This is a genomic window from Streptomyces sp. NPDC020983, from assembly GCF_044333485.1.
Lineage (GTDB): Bacteria > Actinomycetota > Actinomycetes > Streptomycetales > Streptomycetaceae > Actinacidiphila.
On sequence record NZ_JBIRRA010000005.1, the window covers coordinates 365,663 to 387,011 of the forward strand.

Below are 21,349 nucleotides of genomic sequence, written 5' to 3' on the forward strand. Positions count from 1 at the left end.
GCCACGAGGGGACCGTCCGCGCGCCGTTCAGACGGTGCGGGCGAGCCGGGTGGCCGGCGGGCCGAGGACGAGGCTGATGTTGTGGCCGCCGAAGCCGAAGGAGTTCGACATCACGTGGCCGATCCGCGGGGCCGGGCGCGGGGCCTTGCGGACGTGGTCGAGGTCGCACTCGGGATCCGGGTCGTCCAGGTTGTGCGTCGGCGGCAGCACGCCGCGGCGCAGCGCCACGATGCATACCGCCGCCTCGACCACCCCCGAGGCGCCGAGCATGTGCCCGGTGACGGCCTTGGTGGCGCTCACCGGCGGGCAGCCGTCCGCGCCGAACACCCGGCGGATCGCCAGCGCCTCGGCGCGGTCGCCGATCTTGGTGCTGGTGCCGTGCGCGTTGACGTAGCCGATGTCGGCGGGTGCGAGGCCCGCGTCGGCGAGCGCCCGGCGCATGCACGCGGCCGCGCCCTCGCCGTCCGGGTGCGGGGTGGTCGGGTGGTGGGCGTCGTTGGTGGCGCCCCACCCGGCGAGGCCCGCGTAGCCCGCCGCGCCGCGCGCGTCGGCGTGCTCGGCCCGCTCCAGGACCAGCACCCCGGCGCCCTCGCCGAGCACCAGGCCGTTGCGGCGGCGGTCGAAGGGACGGCTGGCGCCCTCCGGGTCGGCGGCCCAGCCGCGGGCCAGCGCACGGGCGTTGGAGAAGGTGTCGGCCAGCGTCGGGAAGAGCGGCGCCTCGCTGCACCCGCACACCACCACGTCCGCCTCGCCCGAGCGCAGCAGCCGCAGCCCCTCGCCGACGGACTGCGCGCCCGCCGCGCAGGCCGTCCCGATCGACGAGCTGTAGCCGCGGATCCCGTGCCGGATCGCCACGCGGGCGGCGCCCATGTTCGGCAGCATCCCCGGCAGCAGGTACGGGCTGACGCCCAGCCGGCCGCGCTGCGTCCGCGTCACCACCTGCGCCTCCAGGGTGGCCAGGCCCCCGGTGCCGGACAGGATCACGCCGATCCGGTACGGGTCGACGTCCCGGCCGACCTCGATCCCGGCGTCGGCCAGCGCGTCGGCCGCCGCCCGCAGCGCCATCACGATGTAGCGGTCCACCACCCGGGTCTCCGGTGCGGGCAGCACGGACACCGGGTCGACCGGCGGGCCGAACGCGGCGACGTCGACGCTGCCTTCGAGCGGGCTCCCGGCCGGCGGCCGTGCCAGCCCCGAACGCCCCTCACACATCGCGGCCGTCACCTCGGCGGCGGTCGTTCCCACCGGGGTGACCATGCCCATCCCGGTCACGACGACCTCGCCGCCCGCGCCTCGCGCACCCGTCACAGGACATCCCCTCCACTGAGCAGTACGGCCGCGGCGCGGTCCCGCGCCCCGGCGGTCGCCGCCTGGTCCACCCGGATCAGCAGCACCTCGTCCGCGTCTCCGTCCTCGACGAGGAGCGCGGCCACCTCCATGCCCGCGGTGCCGTCGGCGACGCTCACGACCGGTCCCGACAGCCCCCAGCGGGCGGCCACATGGCCTGCCACGGCGTTCGGCACGGCCTGGAAGAACGCCAGCGGGCCCGGCGCACCGCCGGTGTCGACCGCCTCGGCGAGCCGGACGGCCCCCTGCAGGTCGCCCAGCGTGCTGACGACGACCAGTCCGGTGCACGCCACCGGACCGCCCGGCCGCCGCCCCAGGCAGCGCCGTGCGACCTCGGCGGCGAGCGGGCTGAACGACGAGCCGACGAAGCCGGGCAGCACCGGCGGCTCGCGGTCCCCGGCACCCTCCGGCCACCCCGCTCCGGCCAGCACGCGCAGCCCGTACTCCCGGGCACGGAGGGCGAGTTCGCCGCCGTGCCCGTGCCCCGGTCCTTCCTCCGGCGGGGGAGCCGTTACGCGGTCGCCGCCGCCGGGGGGCGGAGCCGGGTGCGCGTCGGACCCTGCGTGCCGGTGACCGGGGGAGGGCGCCGGGCCGGCCTGTGCGCCGGGGGCCGTGGGCGCGGTCCGCGGCTGCGCGTCGCCGGCGGCGGTCCGGACGGGGGAGTGCGGCGGGCGTGCCGCCGTGCGGTCGGTGAAGGTCATGCGGCGGCCACCAGGAGCGCGGTGTTCGCGCCGCCGAACGCCGTGGTCAGGCTCAGCGCGTAGGGGGACGTGGCCGGCGCCGGGCTGCCGAGGACGAGGCCGAGGCGGCAGCCGGGGTCGGGGCCGAGCCAGCCCGCGTTCACCGGCAGCCTGCCTGCCGCCAGCGCCGAGACGGTGACGACGAGTTCGAGCAGCGCGCCCGCCTCCAGGGCCTGCCCGTGCACGGCCTTGGTGGAGCTGACCGGCAGGGCCGCGGCGCCCGCGCCGAACACCCGGTGCAGCGCGGCCGCCTCGGCCGTGTCGCCCGCGGGCGAACCGGAGCCGTGCGCGTTGACGTAGCCGATCCGTGCCGGGGCGAGGGACGCCCGGCGCAGCGCGCCGGTGATCGCGCGGGCCAGGCCCGAGCCGTCGGGCCGGGGGCGGACGACGTGGTGGGCGTCCCCGGTGCGCCCCCACCCCGCGAGCCGCGCGAGGGTCCGCGCCCCGCGGCGGCGCGCCGCCGTGGCGGACTCGACCACCACCGCGGCGACCGCGTCGCCGAGCAGCAACCCGTCGCGCCCCGCGCTGAAGGGCCGCACCCGCCCGTCGCGGGCGAGCGCCCGCCCCGCGTCGAAGAGGGCGAACTGGTCGGCGTCCACCAGGTATCCGGCGGCCACCACGATCCGCTCCGCCCGCCCGCGGGCGACGAGCGCGGCGGCGTCCGCGACGGCGGTGCTCGACGCCACGCAGGCCGAGGTGTACGCGCGTGCCGCACCGGAGAGCCCCGCCCGCCGGGCGACGTCCTCGGCGAAGCGGCCCGCGCCGTGCGCCGCCCGCTCGCCGGCGGGCACCCGGGGCAGCGCCGGGTCGCCGTGCACGGCGAGGTAGAGCGGGCAGCGGGCGCGCACCGGCGCCGCGAGCCCGGCGTCCTCGCACGCGAGAGCGATCATCCGCGGCAGCTCGTCGGCCAGCACGGGCGATCCGGGGTGCGCGGCGGCGTGGCCGGCCCGCCGCCCGGCGACGCCGAAGCGCCGTACCGGCGCGAACCCCGGCCGCCCGGCGAGCACCGCCGCCATGAGCGGGCCCGTCCCGACCCCGAAGGCGCTGAGCACGCCGACACCGGTGAGGACGACCTCCTCGGGCCCGCGCCGCACCTTCCCGGCCTCACCCACGCGCACCGCCGCCCCCGGCTCCGGGGCCGCCCGCGCCGACGGAACCCGGGCCGCCCCCTGCCGCTCCGGCCGGCCCGGCGGCTGCACCGCCCTGCCCGGACGGGGCCGCCGCGCGGACGTCCGGGCCCGTGCCCGTTCCGTCGGCGCCCTCCGCCGCGTCCGGCTGCGCCGCGGCGCCCGGCAGGGCGGCCAGCGCCGCGAGTTCGTCCAGAACGGCCGTGACCGTCGTCATACGGACCAGGGAGGAATCCGGGACCGTGCCGCCGTAGCGGGACTCGATCTGGTGGACGAGCCAGGCCAGCTCCATCGAGTCGACGCTCTCCGGCACCTCCTCCGGCGGGCGGTCGCCGAAGGCGGCGAGGATCGCCAGGACCTCCGCGCGGCCGGGCACGGTGGGCGGCTGCGGCGCGGCCGCGCTCACTGGCCCGCCGCGGGGGCGGCCGCGATACGGGCGGCCAGCGCCGCGCCGAACTCTCCGAGCGTCATCGTGCCCAGCTGCTCGGCCTCGTCCTCCTCGAAGGCGACGCCGAAGCGCTCCTCCGCGCGGATGCCCAGTTCGGCCAGGGCGAGCGACTCCAGGTCGACGCCGGCCGGTCCGAGCGGGGTGTCGTCGTCGACGTCGTCGACGCTGTAGTTCATCTCGCTCAGCGCTTCGAGCACGAAGGCGCGGATCTCATCGGTGGACATCTCGGTGGACATCGCGGGGCTCCCTCTCCGGTGGCTTCCGGTGGCTTGCGTTACGGCGGTGACGGTGGGTCCGGTCCGGCCGGTCACCCGGCGGGCGGGCGGTCCGGCGGGGAATCGGCGGTGGCGGCGGCCGCCCGCAGCACCGCGAGGTCGCGCACGAGCTTGCCGGTGGCGGTGCGCGGCAGCTCGTCGACGACGTGCAGCAGCCGCGGGCGCTTGTACGGGGCGAGCCGCTCGGCGAGCCCCGCCTCGACGCGGGCGCGCGCGCCGGGCTCGCGCAGCACCGTGTAGGCCTCGACCGACGAGCCGAACACCACGACCGCCGCGGCGACGTCCGGGAGTTCGGCGAGGGTGTGCTCGACCTCGGTGAGGTCGACCTTGAGGCCGCCGACCGACACCTGCGAGTCCAGCCGGCCGAGCACGCGGACGCGCCCCGTGCCGGGGTCGACGCTGCCGCCGTCGCGGGTGTGCAGCCAGCCGTCCGACCAGCGGGCCGGGTCGTCGAAGCCGATGTAGGGCGAGCGCTCGGTGGCGATCAGCAGCTCGCCGCCCGCCTCCCGTACGGCGATGCCCGGCGCGGGTGTGACCTCGGGGCGGTGCTCGCCGAACAGGTCGGTGGCGATGACGCCGACCTCGGTCATCCCGTACATGCTGCCGAGCCGCACGCCGTAGCGCTCGGTGAAGGCCTCGTGCACCCGGGCCCGGACCAGTTCGCCGCCGGTCGTCATGCCGGTGAGCTGCGGCAGCCGCGGCGGCCGCGCCACCCAGCTGAGCAGCTCGATGTGGAAGGGCACGCCGAGCAGGGTGGTCGGCTCGGGCCCGGCGGCCACGGTGGCGAGGATGCCCTCGGCGGTGGTGCGCGCGGGGAAGGCGAGCCGCACCCCGGCGGCCAGGCTGTGCAGCAGGCCGCCGACGAGACCCAGGACGTGGACGGTCGAGGCCATCGAGACGATCCGCTCACCGGCCCGGGGCACCCCGTCCATCCGCGCGTAGCGGCCGATCTCGGCGACGAGGTCCGCGGCCGTCCGGCCGATGATCTTGGACGGTCCGGTGGAGCCCGAGCTGAGCTGCACCAGCGCGTGCGGCGTGCGCGCCGTCAGGCCGCCGGCCCGCGGGCGGGCCACCGGGTGCTGGTCGTGGAAGCCGCGCGCGGGCCCCGGACCGACCGGTTCGGCGGTGACGACGACCTGGGGGGCGAGCCGTTCCAGCGCCCGGCCGGTCTCGTACGGGGTGAGCCGGTGGTCGAGCAGCGCGACCTGCGCCCCGCAGCGCCAGCCCGCCAGCAGGTCGGCGACCAGCGCGAGCGAGGGTGCCAGGCACAGAGCGGCGCTGCCGCCGGGACCGAGCCCCGCGGCGGTGAGCGCGTCCTGCCGCTCCCGGACCAGGCGGCGCAGTTCTGCCCGGGTGACGGGTGCGTCGAAGACCAGGCAGATGTCGGCGCCGGGGCCGGCCAGCAGGACGTCGTCCACCCAGGAGCCGTCCCAGGAGCCGTCCGCGGGACCGTCCCAGGCACCGTCCCCGGAAGGGCGTCGGGCCGGCCGGCCCTCCCGGCCTTCCCAGGGTGTCGTCGAGGCAGCCTTCATGAAGAACCCGGACCCCTTTCGTGATTCCCGGTCTGGTGGTTTCCGGCACCCCGCCGCCCCCGGTTTCCGGTGTCCGCCGGCCGAATCCGTCCCGTACGGGCCGGAGGTGCCGGGGCAATCGGAATGGTCCAGATCAATAGCGGGACGAGCGGAATTCCCACGCCGAACTTTCAACTCAGAATTCCGCGCTGTCAAGCCCGCCTCCGCTCAGCGGCGACAAATTCCTCATCAATCTCTGCTGTATCTGTCCGTCACATGCGACACAAATCTTCTCGTATTGACGACGTGCGACGCCCGCCGCTAGCATGGCCGCTCATTGGCCAACTGCCGTGACCCGGCTGGAAGTTGGCAGCTCAGAACGGCACCGCCCCTTGCGGGATCCCCCAGTCGTCCCTCACGACTCGGTGGTCCCTTTTCGCGGCCGTCCTCGCGGCCTGCACTTTCGCGCCCTCCTGCGCGCCTCGCACCGCACTGCCGTCCTGCACGATCCCCACGTCCTGCTCCTGTGCTGCACCCGCTTCGCTTCCTGCGCCTCCCGCACTTCCTGCGCGACTTCCCGGGGCAACATTTATCCCGCCCCCGGTTTTACCTATTCACGTGCCCGCGTCCGGTCGCCGCGTCCCGCGGTGCCGCCGCCGGCGCGGTGCACGCCCGCCCGCGTTATTCCGCTTACCTTTCCCGATTCCGCATGCTCTTTTTCCGAAGGATTGGCAGCCATTGGAACCTGGGACCGGCGCCGGCCTGAACACGGCCGTGGAGCGCTACTACGACATCACGCTCGACCTCTACGAGGACCTGTGGGGAGAACACGTCCACCACGGTTTCTGGGATCCGGGTGAAATACCCGGCGTCAATGGTGCCGACCGGCACGCCGCCACCGACCGGCTGGTGCGCGAACTGGTCGCATTCACCGGTGTCCCTCCCCGCTCGGCCGTCCTGGACGTCGGCTGCGGCATCGGCGGCCCCGCGCTGCACCTCGCGGGTGCGATGGGCTGCACCGTCGAGGGCGTCACGCTGAGCGCCCGGCAGGCAGCCAGGGCCGGGGAGAAGGCGCAGGCCGCGGGCCTCGCCGGGCGGGCCCGCTTCCACCAGCTGGACGCGCTCGCCACCGGCTTCCCCGACGCGTCCTTCGACGTGGTCTGGGCGCTGGAGAGCCTCATGCACCTGTCCGACCGCCCGGCCTTCTTCGCCGAGGCCCTGCGCCTGCTGCGTCCCGGCGGTGTCCTCGCGGTGGCCACCTGGGCGGTGCGCGACGGCGAGCTGGCCGCCGACGAGCGCGACCTCGTACGGCAGATCCTCCAGCACCAGGTCATGCCGCACTTCTCGTCGCTGGAGGAGCACGAGCGGCTCGCCCGCGCGGCCGGCTTCGCGGACGTGGCCACGGTCGACTGGAGCAAGGCCGTCGCCAACTCCTGGGACCCGTCCTTCGCGCAGATCGCCCGCTACGACAAGGGACGGGCCGAGATGCGCCGGCTGGCCCGCGAGCGCGGCGTGGACGTGCTGGGCTTCTTCCACGCGGGGCCGCTCATGACGAAGGGCTTCGAGACCGGCGTCATCACCTACGGCGCCCTGCGGGCCGTCAAACCCGGCCCCGCGGCGGGCGCGTCGCCTGCCGCGGACGCGGACACGCTCGTACGGCCGGTCGCCGAGCTGCTGCGGCAGGTCACCGGCGAGGACGCCGCGTGGCTGGAGGCCGTGACGCCCGCCAGCCGGCTGGACGGCGACCTGCTCGTCGAGAGCCAGGAACTGGCCGCGTGGAGCGCCGCGCTGCGGGCGCGCTACGGCGAGCGCGTCGACCTCGCGGGCCATGTCGCGGAGCTCGGCATCGACGCGGTCATCGAGCTGACCGTCGGCGACGTGGCCGCCCTCGTCGCCGCCCGCCGCGACCGCACGGACGACCCGGAGGGCGACGGCGGCGCGGCATCCGCGGAGCACGGCTGATGGGCCGCTACCTCTTCGTGTCGCTGCCGCTCACCGGCCATGTGCACCCGCTCGCCGCGGTGTCGAAGGAGCTCGTCGCGCTCGGCCACGACGTGCTGTGGGCCGGCTCGGAGTCCTTCCTGCGGCCGGTGCTCGGGCCGGACGCGGCGATCGCGCCCATCCCGCTGCGGGCGCACCGGGGCCAGGCCGACCGGGGTATGGCGGCGGCGAAGTCGCGCTGGGAGGGCTACATCGTCCCGCACGCCCGCGTCACCCTGCCCGGCATCGAGAAGGCGGTCGCCGCCTTCCGGCCCGACGTCCTGGCCGTCGACCAGCACGCCGTGGCCGGGGCCGTGGCCGCGCACCGCGCCGGGCTGCCCTGGGCGAGCCTCGCGCCGACCACGATGGAGCTGACCCGGCCCTACCGGGCGCTGCCGCGGGTCGAGGCGTGGATCCACGCGCGGATGGCGGAGATCTGGACCGCCGCCGGGATGCCCGGGGAGCCGCCGCACGACCTGCGCTTCTCCCCGCACCTGCTGGTCGCCTTCACCGGCGAGGCCCTGAACGGCCCGCTGGACTGGCCGGACAACGCCCGCCTGGTCGGCCCCGCGCTCGCCGCGCGGCCGCCGGACACCGCCTTCCCGTGGGAGTGGCTGGACCCGGCACGCCGTCATGTGCTGGTCACCGTGGGCACCCTGGCCCTCGACCTCGCCCAGGACTTCCACGCCCGCGTCGTGGAGGCGCTGCGCCCGCTCGCCGGCAGTGTCCAGGCCGTCCTGGTCGCGCCCGACGGCACGGTGCCCGGCGCGCCGGAGGCGGACGTGCTGGTGCGGCCGCGGGCCCCGGTGCTGGAGCTGATGCCGCGGCTGGACGCGGTCGTGAGCCACGGCGGCCTGAACACCGTCTGCGAGGCGCTCGCGCACGGCGTGCCGCTGGTCGTCGCGCCCATCAAGGGCGACCAGCCGATCAACGCGGCCCGGGTCGAGGCGGTCGGCGCGGGCCGCCGGGTCAGGTTCCCGAGCGTCCGCCCGGAGGAACTGCGCGGCGCGCTGCTCGCCGTGCTCGACGACCCCTCCTACCGTGCCGCCGCCGGCCGCGTCCGCGACTCCTTCGCCGCCGCGGGCGGCGCCGCGGCCGCGGCCCGGCACCTCGAAGGACTCCTGGACGCCGTACCCGTACCACGCTCCGCACCGAGGGAAGAGACGACGACGTGAAGACGCTCCGCGACACCTGGCTGGTCTTCCAGCGGCACATGCTGCTGCTGACCCGCTCGCCGCTGTCGATCCTGCTGGGCGTGGCCCAGCCGGTCATCTACATGGCGCTGTTCGCACCGCTGCTCAAGCCCGCGCTGGCGTCCATGGGCGCCGACTCGATGACCGACGCCTACCGCATCTACGTCCCCGGCATGCTCGTCGCCCTGGCACTCGGCGGCGGCCTCTACGTCGGCTTCGGCCTGCTCGCCGAGCTGGCCTCGGGCGTCGTGGAGCGGGCCCGGGTGACCCCGGTGAGCCGGGCGGCGCTGCTGCTCGGGCGGGCGCTGCGGGACGTCGTGGTGCTCGTCGTGCAGGCGGCCGTCATCATCGTGCTGGCGATGCCGCTCGGCCTGTTCGTGCACGTCCCCGACCTGCTGCTGGCCTACGCGATGCTCGCCCTCATCACCCTGACGAGCTCCGCGGTGTCGTACGGGATCGCGCTCAAGGTCACCGACCCCAACGCGCTCGGCCAGGTGGTCAACAACATCGCCCAGCCGCTCATGCTGCTGTCCGGCACGCTGCTGCCGCTCGCTCTCGCGCCGCTGTGGCTGCGCCGGATCTCGGACGTCAACCCCTTCAGCCGCGCGGTCGTGGGGATGCGCGCGCTCTTCGCCGGGCACGCCGGCGACTCCTCGGTCTGGCAGAGCATCGCGCTGCTGGGCGCGGTGGCGCTCGTCGCCCTCGCGTGGTCGGCGCGGCTTTTCGCCCGCTCCGTCCGCTGACGCACCGCCGGCCCCCCTACGGCACACACCCCGCGCAACTTCCGAGCACGACAAGGACGCCTCGATGATTGAGACCAGGGACCTGCGGAAGTCCTTCCGCACCGGGCGGCGCCGCTCCTCCACGACCGTGGAGGCGGTCACCGGCCTGGACCTGACCGTGGCCGCGGGGGAGATCTTCGGATTCCTCGGCCCGAACGGCGCCGGCAAGACCACCACCCTGCGGATGCTCGCGACCCTCCTGCCGCCCGACGCGGGCGAGGCCGTCGTCGCGGGTGCCGACCTGCGCACCGCGCCGGGCGAGGTGCGCCGCAGCATCGGCTACGTCGCCCAGGGCGGCGGCACCTGGGACGACGTGACCGCCCGCGAGGAACTCGTCCTCCAGGCACGGATGTTCGGCTCCTCCCGGGCGGAGGCGCGCGAGCGCGCCGCCGAGGCGCTGGACGCCTTCGACCTGGCCGGTTACGCCGACCGGAACTGCCGCACGTACTCGGGCGGGCAGCGGCGGCGGGTGGACATCGCGCTCGGCGTCGTCCACCGGCCCCGGGTGCTGTTCCTGGACGAGCCGACCTCGGGCCTGGACCCGCAGAGCCGGGCGCACATGTGGGACGAGATCCGCCGGCTGCGCGCCGACGGCATGACCGTGTTCCTCACCACGCACTACCTGGACGAGGCCGACGCGCTGTGCGACCGGATCGCCATCATCGACGGCGGCCGGACCGTCGCGGAGGGCACCCCGGCCGAACTCAAGCGGCAGATCGCCGGGGAGGTGGTCACCCTGGAGGTCGCCGACCACCCGGCGAAGGCCGCCGAGGTGCTGGCCGGCCTGGAGTGCGTGCGCTCCGCGGAGGTGCGTGACGGCGGGGAGCTGCGGCTCGCGGTGGACGCGGGCGAGACGGCGATGCCGCGGATCATGCGCGCGCTCGCCGACGTCGGGGTGGAGCTGGCCACGATCGAGCTGCACCGCCCCACGCTCGACGACGTGTTCCTGACGAGGACCGGCCGATCGCTGCGGGAGTCCTGACCGATGGAACACACCGCGACGAGGAAGGACGAGCCGATGGAGCAGCAGGGCGCGGGCCGCACGGTGCGGCGGGCGGTCGTCACCGGCGGGGCCGGTTTCGTGGGCTCGCACCTGTGCGACCGGCTGCGGGCCGAGGGCGCCGAGGTCGTGTGCGTCGACAACCTGCTGACCGGCAGCACCGGCAACCTAAGCGGCCTCGACGGCGACCCGGGCTTCACCCTGGAGGTCCGCGACGTCTGCGAGCCCTTCGACGTGGCCGGGCCGGTGGACCTGGTCGCGCACCTCGCCTCCCCGGCGTCCCCGCTGGACTACGCCCGGCACCCCCTGGAGACGCTGCGGGCCGGCTCCCACGGCACGGCCAACGCCCTGGACCTCGCCCACCGCAAGGGCGCGCGCTTCCTGCTCGCCTCCACCTCCGAGGTCTACGGCGACCCGCTCGTCCACCCGCAGCCGGAGAGCTACTGGGGCAACGTCAACCCGGTCGGCCCGCGCAGCCAGTACGACGAGGCCAAGCGCTACGCCGAGGCGCTCACCACCGCCTACCGCACCACCCTCGGCGTGGACACCGTCATCGTGCGGCTCTTCAACACCTACGGCCCGCGGATGCGCCGCGGGGACGGCCGTGCGGTGCCCGCCTTCGTGACCCAGGCACTCGCCGGCCTGCCGCTCACCGTCGCCGGTGACGGCTCGCAGACCCGTTCGCTGTGCTACGTCGACGACACCGTGGCGGGCCTGCTCGCGGCGGCGGCCGCCGGCCACCCCGGGCCGGTCAACCTCGGCAACCCCGTGGAGCTGACCATCCTCGACCTGGCCCGCCGCATCCGCGACCTGTGCGGCTCGGACTCGCCGGTGGGCTTCGTGCCGCGCCCGGTGGACGACCCGGGGCTGCGCCGGCCCGACATCGCGCTGGCCCGCGCGGTGCTGGGCTGGGAGCCGGTGGTGGACGTGGACAAGGGCCTGGCGATGACCGTCGAGTGGTTCGCCCGGCTCCCGGCCCAGCACGCGGCGGGGTCCCGGGACTGACCCCGGATCACCGGGGCGCCGCCCACGCCTCTCCGCCGGGCCGCCGGTCGTCACGCCCGGCAGCCGCCGCCGGCGAACCGGCGGCGGTCCGCCCGCGGGCGCGGCTCAGCCGGCCAGGGACGCCACGTACGGCGCGAGCTTGGCCGGGTTCATCACCCACAGGATCCGGTCGACGCCCTGTGCGGAGACGTCGGCGCACAGCAGCGCCTGGGCCGTGCCCCCGGCCGAGACCAGCACGGCGGGACGGCCGTTGGCCTCGGTCCACCGGACCTGCGCGCCCGGCCAGAAGCGCGGTGCGAAGGCGGCCAGGAACCGGGCCACCCGGGGCCGGCCGAGGACCGGGACCTTCGACGCGCCGCGTACCCCGCCGCCGTCGGACCAGCTCGCGACGTCGGCCGCGAGCAGGTCCTCCAGCGCCGCCACGTCGCCCGTGCGGGCGGCGGCGAGGAAGGCCTCCAGCAGCCGCCGGTGCTCGGCGGCGCCGACCCCCTCGCGCCGCTCGGCCGCCAGGTGCCTGCGGGCCCGGCTCACCAGCTGCCGGGTGTTGGCCTCGCCGGTGCCGAGGATCGCGGCGATCTCCCGGTAGGGGTAGTCGAACGCCTCCCGCAGCACGTAGGCGGCCCGCTCGACCGGGTTCAGCCGCTCCAGCAGGAAGAGCACCGCCAGGTCCAGCGCCTCGGCCCGTTCCGCGCCGAGGTACGGGTCGGCGCCGGTGTCGACGGGCTCGGGCAGCCACGGCCCCGGGTACGCCTCGCGCCGCACCCGCGCGGACTGCGCGACGTTGATCGCCAGCCGGGTGGTGACCGTGGTGAGGAACGCCGCCGGCTCGGCGACGGCGGAGCGGTCGGCGTTCTGCCAGCGCAGCCACGCCTCCTGCACGACGTCCTCGGCCTCCGCCACGCTGCCGAGCATCCGGTAGGCGACGCCGAAGAGCCGCGGACGCGCCGCGAGGAAGTCCCGCGTCGCCCGGTCCAGGGAGGCGGAGTCGGGGTCTGCGTGCACGGTCGTCCCTTCGGGCTGCGGTCCCGGCCATGCTACGGGCGCCTCCCGCGTCCCACCGGACCCGGCCCGGCGTGCCGCCGGCGGGGCCGGGGGCCCGGGAGGCGGCGGCCCGCCGCCTCCCGGCCCGCGGCGACCGGGGCCCTGGCCGGCCGGCTCAGCCGAACTGGCCGGGCCGGTAACTCCCCGCGGGCGTGCGGCTGCACACGTTGACGCGGTTGTAGGCGTTGATGACGGCCAGCAGCGACACCAGCGCGGCCAGCTGCTCGGTGTCGTAGTGCTTGGCGGCCGCTGCCCACGCCTCGTCCGTGACACCGCCCGCGGCGTCGGCGATCCGGGTGGCCTGCTCGGCGATCTCCAGCGCCGCCCGCTCGGCCTCGGTGAAGACGGTGGCCTCGCGCCATGCCGCCACCAGGTTGAGCCGCAGCTGCGACTCGCCCGCGTGGGCGGCGTCCTTGGTGTGCATGTCGGTGCAGAATCCGCAGCCGTTGATCTGGCTCGCGCGGATCTTCACCAGCTCCTGCGTCGCGTGCGGCAGGCCCGAGTCCGCGACCGCCTTGTTGGCGGAGTTGAGGTACTTCAGGACCTTCCCGCCGACCGCGCTGCCGAAGAAGTCGAGACGCGCTTCCATGGTGTGAACCCCTCGTTCAGGTGCGTTGACGCAACTCTGACCGGACAGGTCCGCGTCCTGTGACACCGCGGGCGGTGTGATCCGCGTCTCTCACCCCGCCGGGCCGGCGGCTCCCGCTGCCTGCGCCGGCCGCCCCCGCGCGCCGAGCAGCGCCTCGGCCGCGGCGCGTGCCTGCCGGGCCGGTGCGGGGTCGCCGGTGATGCCCGCCATGACCATGGCGCCCTCCGCGAGCAGGCACACCGGCTCGGCCGGGATGCCCGCGGCGGCCGTCCAGACGCCGACCTGGTCGTGGAACGCCCGCTTGTGGGCCCGCACCTCGGCGAGCACCGGACCGGAGGAGGCCCCCAGCTCGCCGAAGGCGTTGATCCACGCGCAGCCCCGGAAGCCGGGTTCTTCGAACCACCGCCCGAGCCAGTCGAAGACCGCCAGGACGCGCCCGTGCGGATCGGCGGCCTGCTCGACGTACGCGGCCAGGCTGCCGCGCCAGCGCGCGTCCCGGCGCCGGAGCATCGCCACGACCAGATCCTCCTTGGCCGGGAAGAATCGGTAGATCCGCTTGAGGGGCAGCCCGCAGGCCGCGCGGACCTGGTCCATGCCGACGGCCCCGAAGCCCCGCTCGTAGAAGAGCCGCTCGGCCGCGTCGAGCAGCGCGTCGCGGTCCCGGCGGGACTGCTCTTCGGTGATCGGGGCGGGCATCCGTGCCTCCTTGACGTCGAGAACGGCCGTTCCCTACCTTAGTGCCAAGGTTGAGAACGAGCGTTCTCCATGAAGGGGGCCCATCATGCCGGAAGACCGCCCGCCCATCCCGCCGTTCACGGAGGAGACGGCCCGGCAGAAAGTGCAGGCCGCCGAGGACGCCTGGAACACCCGGGACCCGCGGCACGTCGCTCTCGCCTACACGCCCGACTCCGTGTGGCGCAACCGCGACACCTTCGTCCACGGCCGTGAGGAGATCGTCGCCTTCCTCACCGCCAAGTGGCAGCGCGAGCAGGACTACGCCCTGCGCAAGAGCCTGTGGGGCTTCCGCGGGAACCGGATGGCCGTGCGCTTCCAGTACGAGTGGCACGACGCCCGCGGCCGCTGGTGGCGCTCCTACGGCAACGAGCTGTGGGAGTTCGACGAGCACGGGCTCATGCGCCGCCGCGAGGCGAGCATCAACGACCTGCCCATCGATCCCGCAGACCGCCGTATCTTCGGCCCCCGCCCGGCCGCGGAGCACGGCACCGACCTCCCGGTGCTGTGACGCGTACCGCCGCCGGTCACTCGTCCCACCACGGCTGAGCCCCCTCCGCGAGGACGAACTCGTGGAAGTCCATGTTGGCGATCGCCAGGTTGCAGGCCAGCGACCCGAGCATGCCGCACGGGAGCACCGCGGCATGTCCCGGCGTGTCGTAGAGGTCGACGGCGGTCAGCGGCCGGCCGGGGTCCGCGAAGGTCCTGGCGTCGGCGAGCGCGACCAGTTCGGTGTGGTCGCCCGGCGGGACCAGCGCGGGGACATGGCCCGGCGTCAGGCCCTCGAAGGCCCGGTCGTCGACGACCAGCGCCGCCGGCGGGTCGTGGTCCGGGCCCGTCCCCACCGGATCCCGGTCGGCGCCGACCCGGCCGTCCGCGTCGGCCCCGCCCAACTCGTCGAGCAGCGCGCGCCAGCCCTCCTCGTCGTCGAAGGAGGTGCGGACCAGCAGCGGCCCACCGGCGGCGGGCAGCGCGGGGAAGGACCGGGGCGACGGCACCGTGGGTGCGGGGAAGGCGGGCCGCCCCGCGTCCCCCTGGTACATGCCGCACACGTCCATGCCGCCCACCAGGTCGCCGAACGCGAGCGTGCCGTCCAGCAGCGCGGCCAGGATCCCGCCGAGCCGGGCCGCCGCCACCCGCACGCCGCGGCCGGGGGTCACCGCCAGGTCCACCAGCAGCGGACCGTCCCCGCCGTACACCGCGGGGATGTCCGCCAGCACGGCGACGGGCACGCCGGGGCCGCCGGCCGGGACGAGCGCGGGCACGTTGCCGCCGAGCAGGTGCTCCCACCGGCCGTCCTCGGCCGGGCGCAGCCGCACCCCGCCCTCGCCGAGCACGAGCACGCCGCCCTCCGTGCGGCCCCCGACCGCCTCGGGCAGCCCGCCCCACAGGGCCGCGCCGTCCTCGTAACAGGTGGCGAGGAAAAGCACCTCACCGGGCGCGGTCTGCGGGAGCCGGGGCAGGGACATGACGCTCCTTCGGTGGACGGCCGGGTCACAGGACACTAGCCCGCCCCTCCGACAGCGGGCGGGGTCCGGCGTCCGCGTCAAGGGGAGCGGCCGAACGGTCAAGCCGGCCGCGGCCACGGCCGGGAGACTGGGCGCATGACGTCTGAGGGTCGTGTGACCGTTCCGGAAGCCGCTGCCGAGGCACGTGGCGAGGTGGTGTCCGGCGCTGCCGGGGGAGAGGGGTCGTGGGCGCCGGTCATGGCGCTCACGCTGGGGATCGCGACGCTCGTCGGGAGTGAGTTCCTGCCCGCGAGCGTGCTGCCGGCGATGGCGTCCGACATCGGTGTCAGCGAGGGCACCGCGGGGCTGGCGGTCGCCGCGACCGCGGTCGCGGGCGCCGTGACGGCACCCACGATCGGCGTGCTGCTGCCCCGCACCGACCGGCGGACGGTGCTCGTCGGGCTGCTGGCCCTGGCGGTGGTCTCCAACCTGATCGTCGCCGTGACCCCCGACTTCCCGCTGCTGCTCGCCGGACGGCTGCTGCTGGGCGCCGCGATAGCCGGCTTCTGGTCCTTCGCGCTCGGCGCGGGCATCCGCGCGATGCCCGGCCGCGACCACGTGGTGTCCACCAGCCTCGCGCTCGGGGTGAGCGCGGCGACCATCGTCGGGGTGCCGCTCTCCTCCGTGCTGGGCGACGCGGTCGGCTGGCGGCCGGTGTTCTGGGCGGCGGCGGGCCTGAGCGTGCTGGCGCTCGTCTCGGTCGTGGCGACGCTGCCGCCGGTACCGGCGCAGCCCGGGGCGGGGTTCGGCATGCTGCGCCGGGTGGTGTCCGGCCGCCGGCTGATGGCCGGGGTCGGCTGCATCGCGCTCGTGGCCTTCGGCAACTTCGCCGCCTACCCCTTCATCCGGCTCGCCATCGAACGCGTCACCGACGGCGGCACGGTCTGGCTGCTGCTCGGCTGGGGCGTCGGCGGGCTCGCCGGCAACCTCGCGGCGGGCATGCTCGCCGGCCGGCTGCGGGTCGCGGTGGTCGCCGCGCCCGCGCTGCTCGGCGCGAGCCTCCTGCTGCTGGTCGCGACGACGCATCCGGTGCTCGCGACGGCCGGCATCGTCGTCTGGGGGATCGGCTTCAACATGGTGCCCGTCGCCACCCAGCTGTGGGTCACCCGTGCCGAGCCGCGCAGCGTCGAGTCAGCGCTGTCCTTGCAGGTGGCGGCCTTCCAGGTGGCGATCACCGCCGGTTCGGCCGTCGGCGGCGCCGTCGTCGACCACAGCGGTGTCCGCGCGGCGATGCTGCTCGGCGCCGTCGTGGCCCTGGCGGGCAGCGCCGGCTTCGCGTCGCTGCGCACCCCCCGGGTCTGAGCGCCACGCCTGCGGCGGCGTCCCGTGGTAGGCGGAGAACGCCCGGCTGAACGCCGCGGCCGAGCCGTACCCCACGGTGAACGCGATCTGCTCCACCGGCCGGTCGGTCGTGGCGAGCAGCGCGCGGGCGTGCCGCATCCGCACCTCGCGCAGCACCTGCGCGGGGGTACTGCCCAGGGCCCGGCGGAAGCGCTCGCCGAGCGACGAGCGCGACAGGTGCGCGACCCGGGCCATCCCCTCGACCGTCCACGGACGCCCGGGATGCGCGTCGAGCACGGAGAGGAGCGCGACGATCTGCGGGTCCGGGCCCTGGCGTGCGCGCTCGTCCTCGTCGAGGGACTGCAGCATCGCGGCCTGGATGAGCCCGCCGTAGCTCGCGGCGAAGAGCGACTGCCCGCACGCCGGGTCGAGCGGGCAGATACGGACGAGTTCGGCGATGCCGCGGTGCCGGTCGGCGAACTCCCGCGCCACCAGCGGGCTCGGCAGCGGCGGCACCGCCAGCAGCCGGCCCACCGCCAGCTCGGCCCGCGTCAGCGCGGTGAGCCGGTAGGCGGTGCGGGCGTCCACATGGAAGGCGTCCCCCGCGTGCAGGGCCTCGGCGCCCGCCGTGGCGCTCTCCAGCCGCACGTCCCCGTCCAGGACCAGGACCCAGACCGCGCCGTCCACCCCGCGCAGCGCCTCCCCGGCGGTGAGCCGGTACGGGTGGACGCCCACCAGATCCCACGTGGGCGTACCCCGCCCGTGCCTGTCCCCCGCGGCCGCCCGGCCCGTTCCTGTCATGCCCCCGCAACCACGCCGCGGCCCGCCGCTATTCCGCGGCCGGCCGCGGACGGAGGAGGGGCCCGCGGGTCCCGGCGCCGCCCTCGCGGCAGCGGGGAGAAGCCGCCGGTGCACCGCAGGCACGGCGGGACCGCCGTCCTCGGCCCGGCCACGCGGACTCTCCCCGCGCCCCGGCCCCGGTCACCGCCCCAGGCGAGGAGGCTCCCGGCCCGGGGGGCGTCCAGCGGGAGGGAACGGGTGAGGACCGCCGCGAGGGGCCCCATCGCCTCGTGCGCCTGGGCGGGGGTGAGGGACAGCGGGCGGGCGCCGGTGAGGCCGGCGACGGCCTCGGCGATGCCGCGCATCGGGGTGCGGCCGCGCGCACCTGCCGGGTGACGACCTGGAACGCCCCGGCGGCCGCGCTCTTCCCGGACGTGACGGCCCTGCGGGCGGCCGAGCGCAACGTCCTGCGCCGCTACCTCCTGCACCCCGGCGGCGGGGGCTACGGCGTCACCGACCACGACCGCTTCGTGGGCACCGCCGTGGCGTATCTGCGGGTGGCCTCGGCGCACTACCCGGACGCCCCGGAGCTGCGCGCGCTGATCGCCGAACTGCTCGCCGGGAGCCCCGACTTCGCCGTCGCCCGGAACTCCCGGCGGCTGAGCGCCGACCACCACGCCAAGGTGGCCTTCCGGCCGCCCGGCGGCGAGGCGGAAGTGGAGCCGGACTTCGACGTCCTCGCCGTCCCCGAGCGCGACCGGCGGCTGGTGCTCGTCGCCGCCGACCCCCGCTCCGACGCCTACCGCACGCTGCGCCGGCTCGTCGGCGGGGCCGCGCCGGGGGAGGTCCCGCCGGAGGCGGCCGCGCCCGCCGCGGAGCCGGTGGGGACCGCGTAACCCGGGACCGAGGGCCAGCGGACGGTCAGCACGACCGACGCCTCCTCGGCCTCCCAGGAGTGGTCGACGCCCGGGCCCCACACGACGTAGTCGCCCTGCTCGGCGAGGACGACGCCGCGGTGCGGGAAGTCGACGCGGAAACGGCCGCTGACCAGGACCAGGAGGGCGGTGCGCCGCTCGCCGCGCACCCACGCGGCGCGGGTGTCACCGGGCGGGTGCACGCCCCACTTGATCTCCAGGTCCTCGCTGTGCCGCAGGTCGCCCGCGGGCTTGAAGTGGCCGAGGAGCCAGCCGCGGTCGAGAGCCGCGTCGTGGGCCGCGCGCCCGGTGTAGACGGTGTCGTTCACACGGCCCGACGCTATCAAGGCCGCAGAACGGCTCAGGCCAGGCCGCGGGCCAGCAGGGCGTGGTAGCGGAGCACCAGGCGCCCGTCAGGGCCGGTGTACTCCGGGACCAGCGCGTCGTACGCCGCCTTGATCCGGACGACGGTCTCCGGGCTCTGCCGGCTGACGGTCTGCCCGATCAGCCCGACCCCGGCCGCCGCGCCGCCCCACCACTCCTCCGGCGCCGCGAGGTGGTCCCACGTCACCGGCCCGCACCGCACCTCGGTGAGCCCCGCGGCGGTGAACAGCCCCGCGAAGCCCTCCGCCGTGCGCGGGAACTCCTCGGCCGGGTCGAGCCGCGGCTCCTCGCCCGGCTTGCGCGCACCGGCCGCCTCCACGGCGCGTCCGAGCAGTTCGTGCCCCGCGCCGGCCGGACTGCACCAGATCGTCGCGGCGACCCGGCCGCCGGGCCGGGCGGCCGCGCGCATCGCCGCGACGGCCGCGGCCGGCCGCCCCACGTGGTTGACCACGAAGTTGGCCACCACCGCGTCGAAGCTGCCCGGCTCGAACGGCAGGTCGGGGAGCACGGCGAGCTGGAACTCCGCCTCCGGCGCGGCCTTCCGCGCCAGCTCGATCATGCCCGGCTCGGCGTCCACGGCGGTGACCAGGGCGCCGCGCGTGGCCGCCGCGGCCGCGACCGTGCCGGCTCCCGTGCCGACGTCGAGCAGCCGGACCCCCGGTCCCGCGCCGGCCGCGTCCAGGAGTGCCGGCGCCGTGTGGGCGCACAGCCTGGCGAAGCTGTCCCGGAAGGCCGCCGCCCGCCCCGCCCAGATCCGCCGCTCCGTCTCGTCGAAGTCCTCCACGCCCGCCGGCCCCCTTCCGCGCTGTTCCGGCCGGACGCCCCGGCCGGCACGCGGGACTCTACCGGCGGGCCCTGGCCGGCACCGGCCGGCGGCTACCGCGGTACGGCGACGGACTGCTCGTGCCGGAAGACGTCGTGCGGGTCCCAGGCCAGCTTGACCTGCTGGAGCCGCTCGTACCCGCCCTTGTAGTACAGCCGGTGCCAGGACTGGCCCGAGGTGTTGAGCCGGTGGTCCGACAGGTCGACGTCCGGGTAGGTGATGGAGCACCCGTCGGTGTTGGCGTCCCGGGTCAGCGGGTCGTCCGGATCGGCGATCACCGGTACACCGCCGGTCGGCCGGTAGACGTCGCGGTAGAGGTCGCGGATCCAGCGCAGGTGCGGGGCGGCGATCCCCGGGTCCGGCTCGGCGTCCCGGTGGTCGGACAGGCCGTTCCCGTCGGCCCCGGCCCCCCGCGTCCAGCAGACCTGGTACTGCAGCTTGAGCACCGACGAGCGCTGCGGCACCGCCGTGGCGCCGGGCGCCCGGTCGTTGACGGCCCCGCCGTAGGAGTCCACCTGGACCAGGGCGTCCGGGTTGCTGTACCCGGGGCCGGTCAGATGGCGCTGGAGCGCGTCGATCTGGTGGTCGGTGAAGCCCCGCGTCATGTACGCCGACTTGTACGTGCCGCTGCGGTGGGGCCCCGAGCCGTCGAGGCTCTGGGTGGCGGTGAGCCACGGCAGCAGGGTGGGGATGAACAGGCCGCCCTGCGCGGGGTGCTCGCCGATCGCCTGGTCCAGCGGCTGCTCCCGCACGAGCTGGGTGGTGCCCGACCGGAAGTCCGCGGTGATCCAGTCCAGGAAGGCGGCGAGCCGCGCGGGGGAATCCGGCCTCGTCCCGTCCAGCTGCACGGTGAGCCCGACCTTGCCGGCGCTCATGTGCGTGAGCTTGAGCAGGGTGAACATGTCCCGGTAGGCGTAGGACCTGAACGGCGGGGCCGGGAGCCGTCCGGCGGCCTCGTACTCGAAGAACTGGCCGTAGCGGCGCACCAGCGAGCGGAAGAGCTCGGGGCGCGCCAGGAAGTCCTGCCAGTCCCACGCGACGGCCCGCAGCAGCACCTGCGCGGGCGGCTGGGGGAGCCCGCGGAACCAGTACCGGGTGACCACGCCGAAGCTGCCGCCGCCCCCGCCCGTGTGCGCCCACCACAGGTCGCGCAGCGCCCGGTCCTCCGCGTCCTTGCGGGCCACCGTCCTGCGCGGGTGCCTGCCGTCCGCGGCCGTCACGACCTCGACGGCGTAGAGGTAGTCCACCGTCAGCCCGAACAGCCGGGACAGCAGCCCGTATCCGCCGCCCGACACGTGCCCGCCGAGCCCCGCCGGACAGCAGGGGCCGCCCGGCAGCGCGAGGCCCGTCGTCCGGTGGAGCCGGGTCGTGCCGCCCCTGTCGGCCGCGCCCGCCTCGATGCAGTAGGCGTCCATTTCGGCGTCGAAGTGGACGCGGTCCATCCGGCTCACGTCCACGATGACCCCGACGTCCCGCGACGAGACGAAGTTCTCGTGGGGGTGCCCGCCCGAGCGGACCGTGATCCGGCGCCGCGACGAGGGCGGCCGGGCCAGGTACGTGCTCAGCGCCGCGACCACGTCGTCCGCCGACGAGGCCACCACGGCGGAGTCCGGCGTGGTGATCCGCCGCTGGGTGAACCCCCTGCGCAGCGCGTCGTAGCGCGCGTCGCCCGGTGTCACTTCGATCGGATGCGTCGGCATGTCGTGCCCCCTGAGCCCCTGGACCTCTGCACTCCCCTTGCTCACTCAAAGTAACTCACTGCTTACTCAGTGTCATTTCCCCGGACGGGTGAACGCGGCTCCGGGAAGCCGTGCACCCGGAGCCGGCGCGCGGCTGGTGGCGGGCTGGGCGCCGGGCCGGCGGGGGCCGATACTGGGGGGCATGGCGCT

The 21,349-nt window shown here is 75.9% G+C and carries 21 protein-coding genes and 1 pseudogene; 8 read left to right on the forward strand and 14 right to left on the reverse strand.

Annotation, left to right across the window (positions count from 1 at the left end; translation table 11 throughout):
- Positions 1-27 precede the first annotated feature (27 nt).
- The 6 genes from ACH4SE_RS13275 to ACH4SE_RS13300 form a co-directional block, all read right to left on the reverse strand.
- Complete coding sequence (locus tag ACH4SE_RS13275; protein ID WP_398543467.1) at positions 28-1,308, reverse strand: beta-ketoacyl-[acyl-carrier-protein] synthase family protein; 1,281 nt, start codon at positions 1,306-1,308, stop codon at positions 28-30.
- Positions 1,305-2,048: a beta-ketoacyl synthase chain length factor gene (locus ACH4SE_RS13280; RefSeq protein WP_398543468.1), complete on the reverse strand. Its 744-nt coding sequence runs from the start codon at positions 2,046-2,048 to the stop codon at positions 1,305-1,307. The genes ACH4SE_RS13275 and ACH4SE_RS13280 overlap by 4 nt, the downstream gene beginning before the upstream one ends.
- Positions 2,045-3,199, reverse strand: coding sequence for a beta-ketoacyl synthase N-terminal-like domain-containing protein (locus ACH4SE_RS13285; protein WP_398543469.1), 1,155 nt, complete (start codon positions 3,197-3,199; stop codon positions 2,045-2,047). Before ACH4SE_RS13285 ends, ACH4SE_RS13280 begins: the two co-directional genes overlap by 4 nt.
- Complete coding sequence (locus tag ACH4SE_RS13290; protein WP_398543470.1) at positions 3,192-3,620, reverse strand: hypothetical protein; 429 nt, start codon at positions 3,618-3,620, stop codon at positions 3,192-3,194. The genes ACH4SE_RS13285 and ACH4SE_RS13290 overlap by 8 nt, the downstream gene beginning before the upstream one ends.
- Positions 3,617-3,898, reverse strand: a complete 282-nt coding sequence (locus ACH4SE_RS13295; protein WP_398543471.1) for an acyl carrier protein — start codon at positions 3,896-3,898, stop codon at positions 3,617-3,619. Before ACH4SE_RS13295 ends, ACH4SE_RS13290 begins: the two co-directional genes overlap by 4 nt.
- A gap of 71 nt (positions 3,899-3,969) precedes the next feature.
- A complete protein-coding gene (locus ACH4SE_RS13300; protein WP_398543472.1) occupies positions 3,970-5,469 on the reverse strand; it encodes a class I adenylate-forming enzyme family protein in 1,500 nt (499 codons plus the stop codon).
- Positions 5,470-6,186: 717 nt separating this feature from the next.
- On the opposite strand from ACH4SE_RS13300, the gene ACH4SE_RS13305 reads away from it, so the two are divergent.
- From ACH4SE_RS13305 to ACH4SE_RS13325, 5 genes are all read left to right on the forward strand, one after another.
- Positions 6,187-7,410 carry a methyltransferase domain-containing protein gene (locus ACH4SE_RS13305; RefSeq protein WP_398543473.1) on the forward strand — a complete coding sequence of 408 codons (1,224 nt, stop codon included), beginning with the start codon at positions 6,187-6,189 and terminating at the stop codon, positions 7,408-7,410.
- Positions 7,410-8,603: a glycosyltransferase gene (locus ACH4SE_RS13310; RefSeq protein ID WP_398543474.1), complete on the forward strand. Its 1,194-nt coding sequence runs from the start codon at positions 7,410-7,412 to the stop codon at positions 8,601-8,603. The genes ACH4SE_RS13305 and ACH4SE_RS13310 overlap by 1 nt, the downstream gene beginning before the upstream one ends.
- Positions 8,600-9,364, forward strand: coding sequence for an ABC transporter permease (locus ACH4SE_RS13315; RefSeq protein ID WP_398543475.1), 765 nt, complete (start codon positions 8,600-8,602; stop codon positions 9,362-9,364). The genes ACH4SE_RS13310 and ACH4SE_RS13315 overlap by 4 nt, the downstream gene beginning before the upstream one ends.
- Positions 9,365-9,428: 64 nt before the next feature.
- Positions 9,429-10,385: an ATP-binding cassette domain-containing protein gene (locus ACH4SE_RS13320; protein WP_398543476.1), complete on the forward strand. Its 957-nt coding sequence runs from the start codon at positions 9,429-9,431 to the stop codon at positions 10,383-10,385.
- A 3-nt stretch (positions 10,386-10,388) separates the two neighbouring features.
- Positions 10,389-11,408 carry an NAD-dependent epimerase/dehydratase family protein gene (locus ACH4SE_RS13325; protein WP_398543477.1) on the forward strand — a complete coding sequence of 340 codons (1,020 nt, stop codon included), beginning with the start codon at positions 10,389-10,391 and terminating at the stop codon, positions 11,406-11,408.
- Positions 11,409-11,513: 105 nt separating this feature from the next.
- Here the strand turns inward: ACH4SE_RS13325 and ACH4SE_RS13330 are convergent, their stop codons facing one another.
- The 3 genes from ACH4SE_RS13330 to ACH4SE_RS13340 all read right to left on the reverse strand — a co-directional run bounded on the left by ACH4SE_RS13330 (position 11,514) and on the right by ACH4SE_RS13340 (position 13,734).
- Positions 11,514-12,410 carry an RNA polymerase sigma-70 factor gene (locus tag ACH4SE_RS13330; protein ID WP_398543478.1) on the reverse strand — a complete coding sequence of 299 codons (897 nt, stop codon included), beginning with the start codon at positions 12,408-12,410 and terminating at the stop codon, positions 11,514-11,516.
- 154 nt (positions 12,411-12,564) lie between these two features.
- A complete protein-coding gene (locus ACH4SE_RS13335; protein ID WP_398543479.1) occupies positions 12,565-13,038 on the reverse strand; it encodes a carboxymuconolactone decarboxylase family protein in 474 nt (157 codons plus the stop codon).
- Positions 13,039-13,128: 90 nt separating this feature from the next.
- Entirely contained in the window at positions 13,129-13,734 is a 606-nt protein-coding gene (locus ACH4SE_RS13340; protein WP_398543480.1) for a TetR/AcrR family transcriptional regulator, read from the reverse strand.
- Positions 13,735-13,819: 85 nt separating this feature from the next.
- Between ACH4SE_RS13340 and ACH4SE_RS13345 the strand changes: the two genes are divergently transcribed.
- Entirely contained in the window at positions 13,820-14,281 is a 462-nt protein-coding gene (locus ACH4SE_RS13345) for a nuclear transport factor 2 family protein (protein WP_398543481.1), read from the forward strand.
- Positions 14,282-14,297: 16 nt separating this feature from the next.
- On the opposite strand, the gene ACH4SE_RS13350 is transcribed toward ACH4SE_RS13345, so the two are convergent.
- Complete coding sequence (locus tag ACH4SE_RS13350; RefSeq protein ID WP_398543482.1) at positions 14,298-15,239, reverse strand: DUF6924 domain-containing protein; 942 nt, start codon at positions 15,237-15,239, stop codon at positions 14,298-14,300.
- Positions 15,240-15,374: 135 nt separating this feature from the next.
- On the opposite strand from ACH4SE_RS13350, the gene ACH4SE_RS13355 reads away from it, so the two are divergent.
- Positions 15,375-16,580, forward strand: coding sequence for an MFS transporter (locus ACH4SE_RS13355; protein ID WP_398543483.1), 1,206 nt, complete (start codon positions 15,375-15,377; stop codon positions 16,578-16,580).
- Between the two features lie 9 nt (positions 16,581-16,589).
- Here ACH4SE_RS13355 and ACH4SE_RS13360 read toward each other — a convergent pair.
- Positions 16,590-17,360: pseudogene (locus tag ACH4SE_RS13360) on the reverse strand (helix-turn-helix domain-containing protein); the annotation flags it as partial.
- A 371-nt stretch (positions 17,361-17,731) separates the two neighbouring features.
- Between ACH4SE_RS13360 and ACH4SE_RS13365 the strand changes: the two are divergent.
- Positions 17,732-18,235, forward strand: coding sequence for a hypothetical protein (locus ACH4SE_RS13365; protein ID WP_398543484.1), 504 nt, complete (start codon positions 17,732-17,734; stop codon positions 18,233-18,235).
- On the opposite strand, the gene ACH4SE_RS13370 is transcribed toward ACH4SE_RS13365, so the two are convergent.
- The 3 genes from ACH4SE_RS13370 to ACH4SE_RS13380 all read right to left on the reverse strand — a co-directional run bounded on the left by ACH4SE_RS13370 (position 18,139) and on the right by ACH4SE_RS13380 (position 21,160).
- Positions 18,139-18,582, reverse strand: a complete 444-nt coding sequence (locus ACH4SE_RS13370; RefSeq protein WP_398543485.1) for a signal peptidase I — start codon at positions 18,580-18,582, stop codon at positions 18,139-18,141. The two genes, ACH4SE_RS13365 and ACH4SE_RS13370, sit on opposite strands and share 97 nt — an antisense overlap.
- A gap of 32 nt (positions 18,583-18,614) precedes the next feature.
- Positions 18,615-19,421 (reverse strand): class I SAM-dependent methyltransferase, encoded by an 807-nt coding sequence (locus ACH4SE_RS13375; RefSeq protein ID WP_398543486.1) that lies wholly within the window; start codon positions 19,419-19,421, stop codon positions 18,615-18,617.
- A 92-nt stretch (positions 19,422-19,513) separates the two neighbouring features.
- Positions 19,514-21,160, reverse strand: a complete 1,647-nt coding sequence (locus ACH4SE_RS13380) for an FAD-dependent oxidoreductase (RefSeq protein WP_398543487.1) — start codon at positions 21,158-21,160, stop codon at positions 19,514-19,516.
- Between the last annotated feature and the right edge of the window lie 189 nt (positions 21,161-21,349).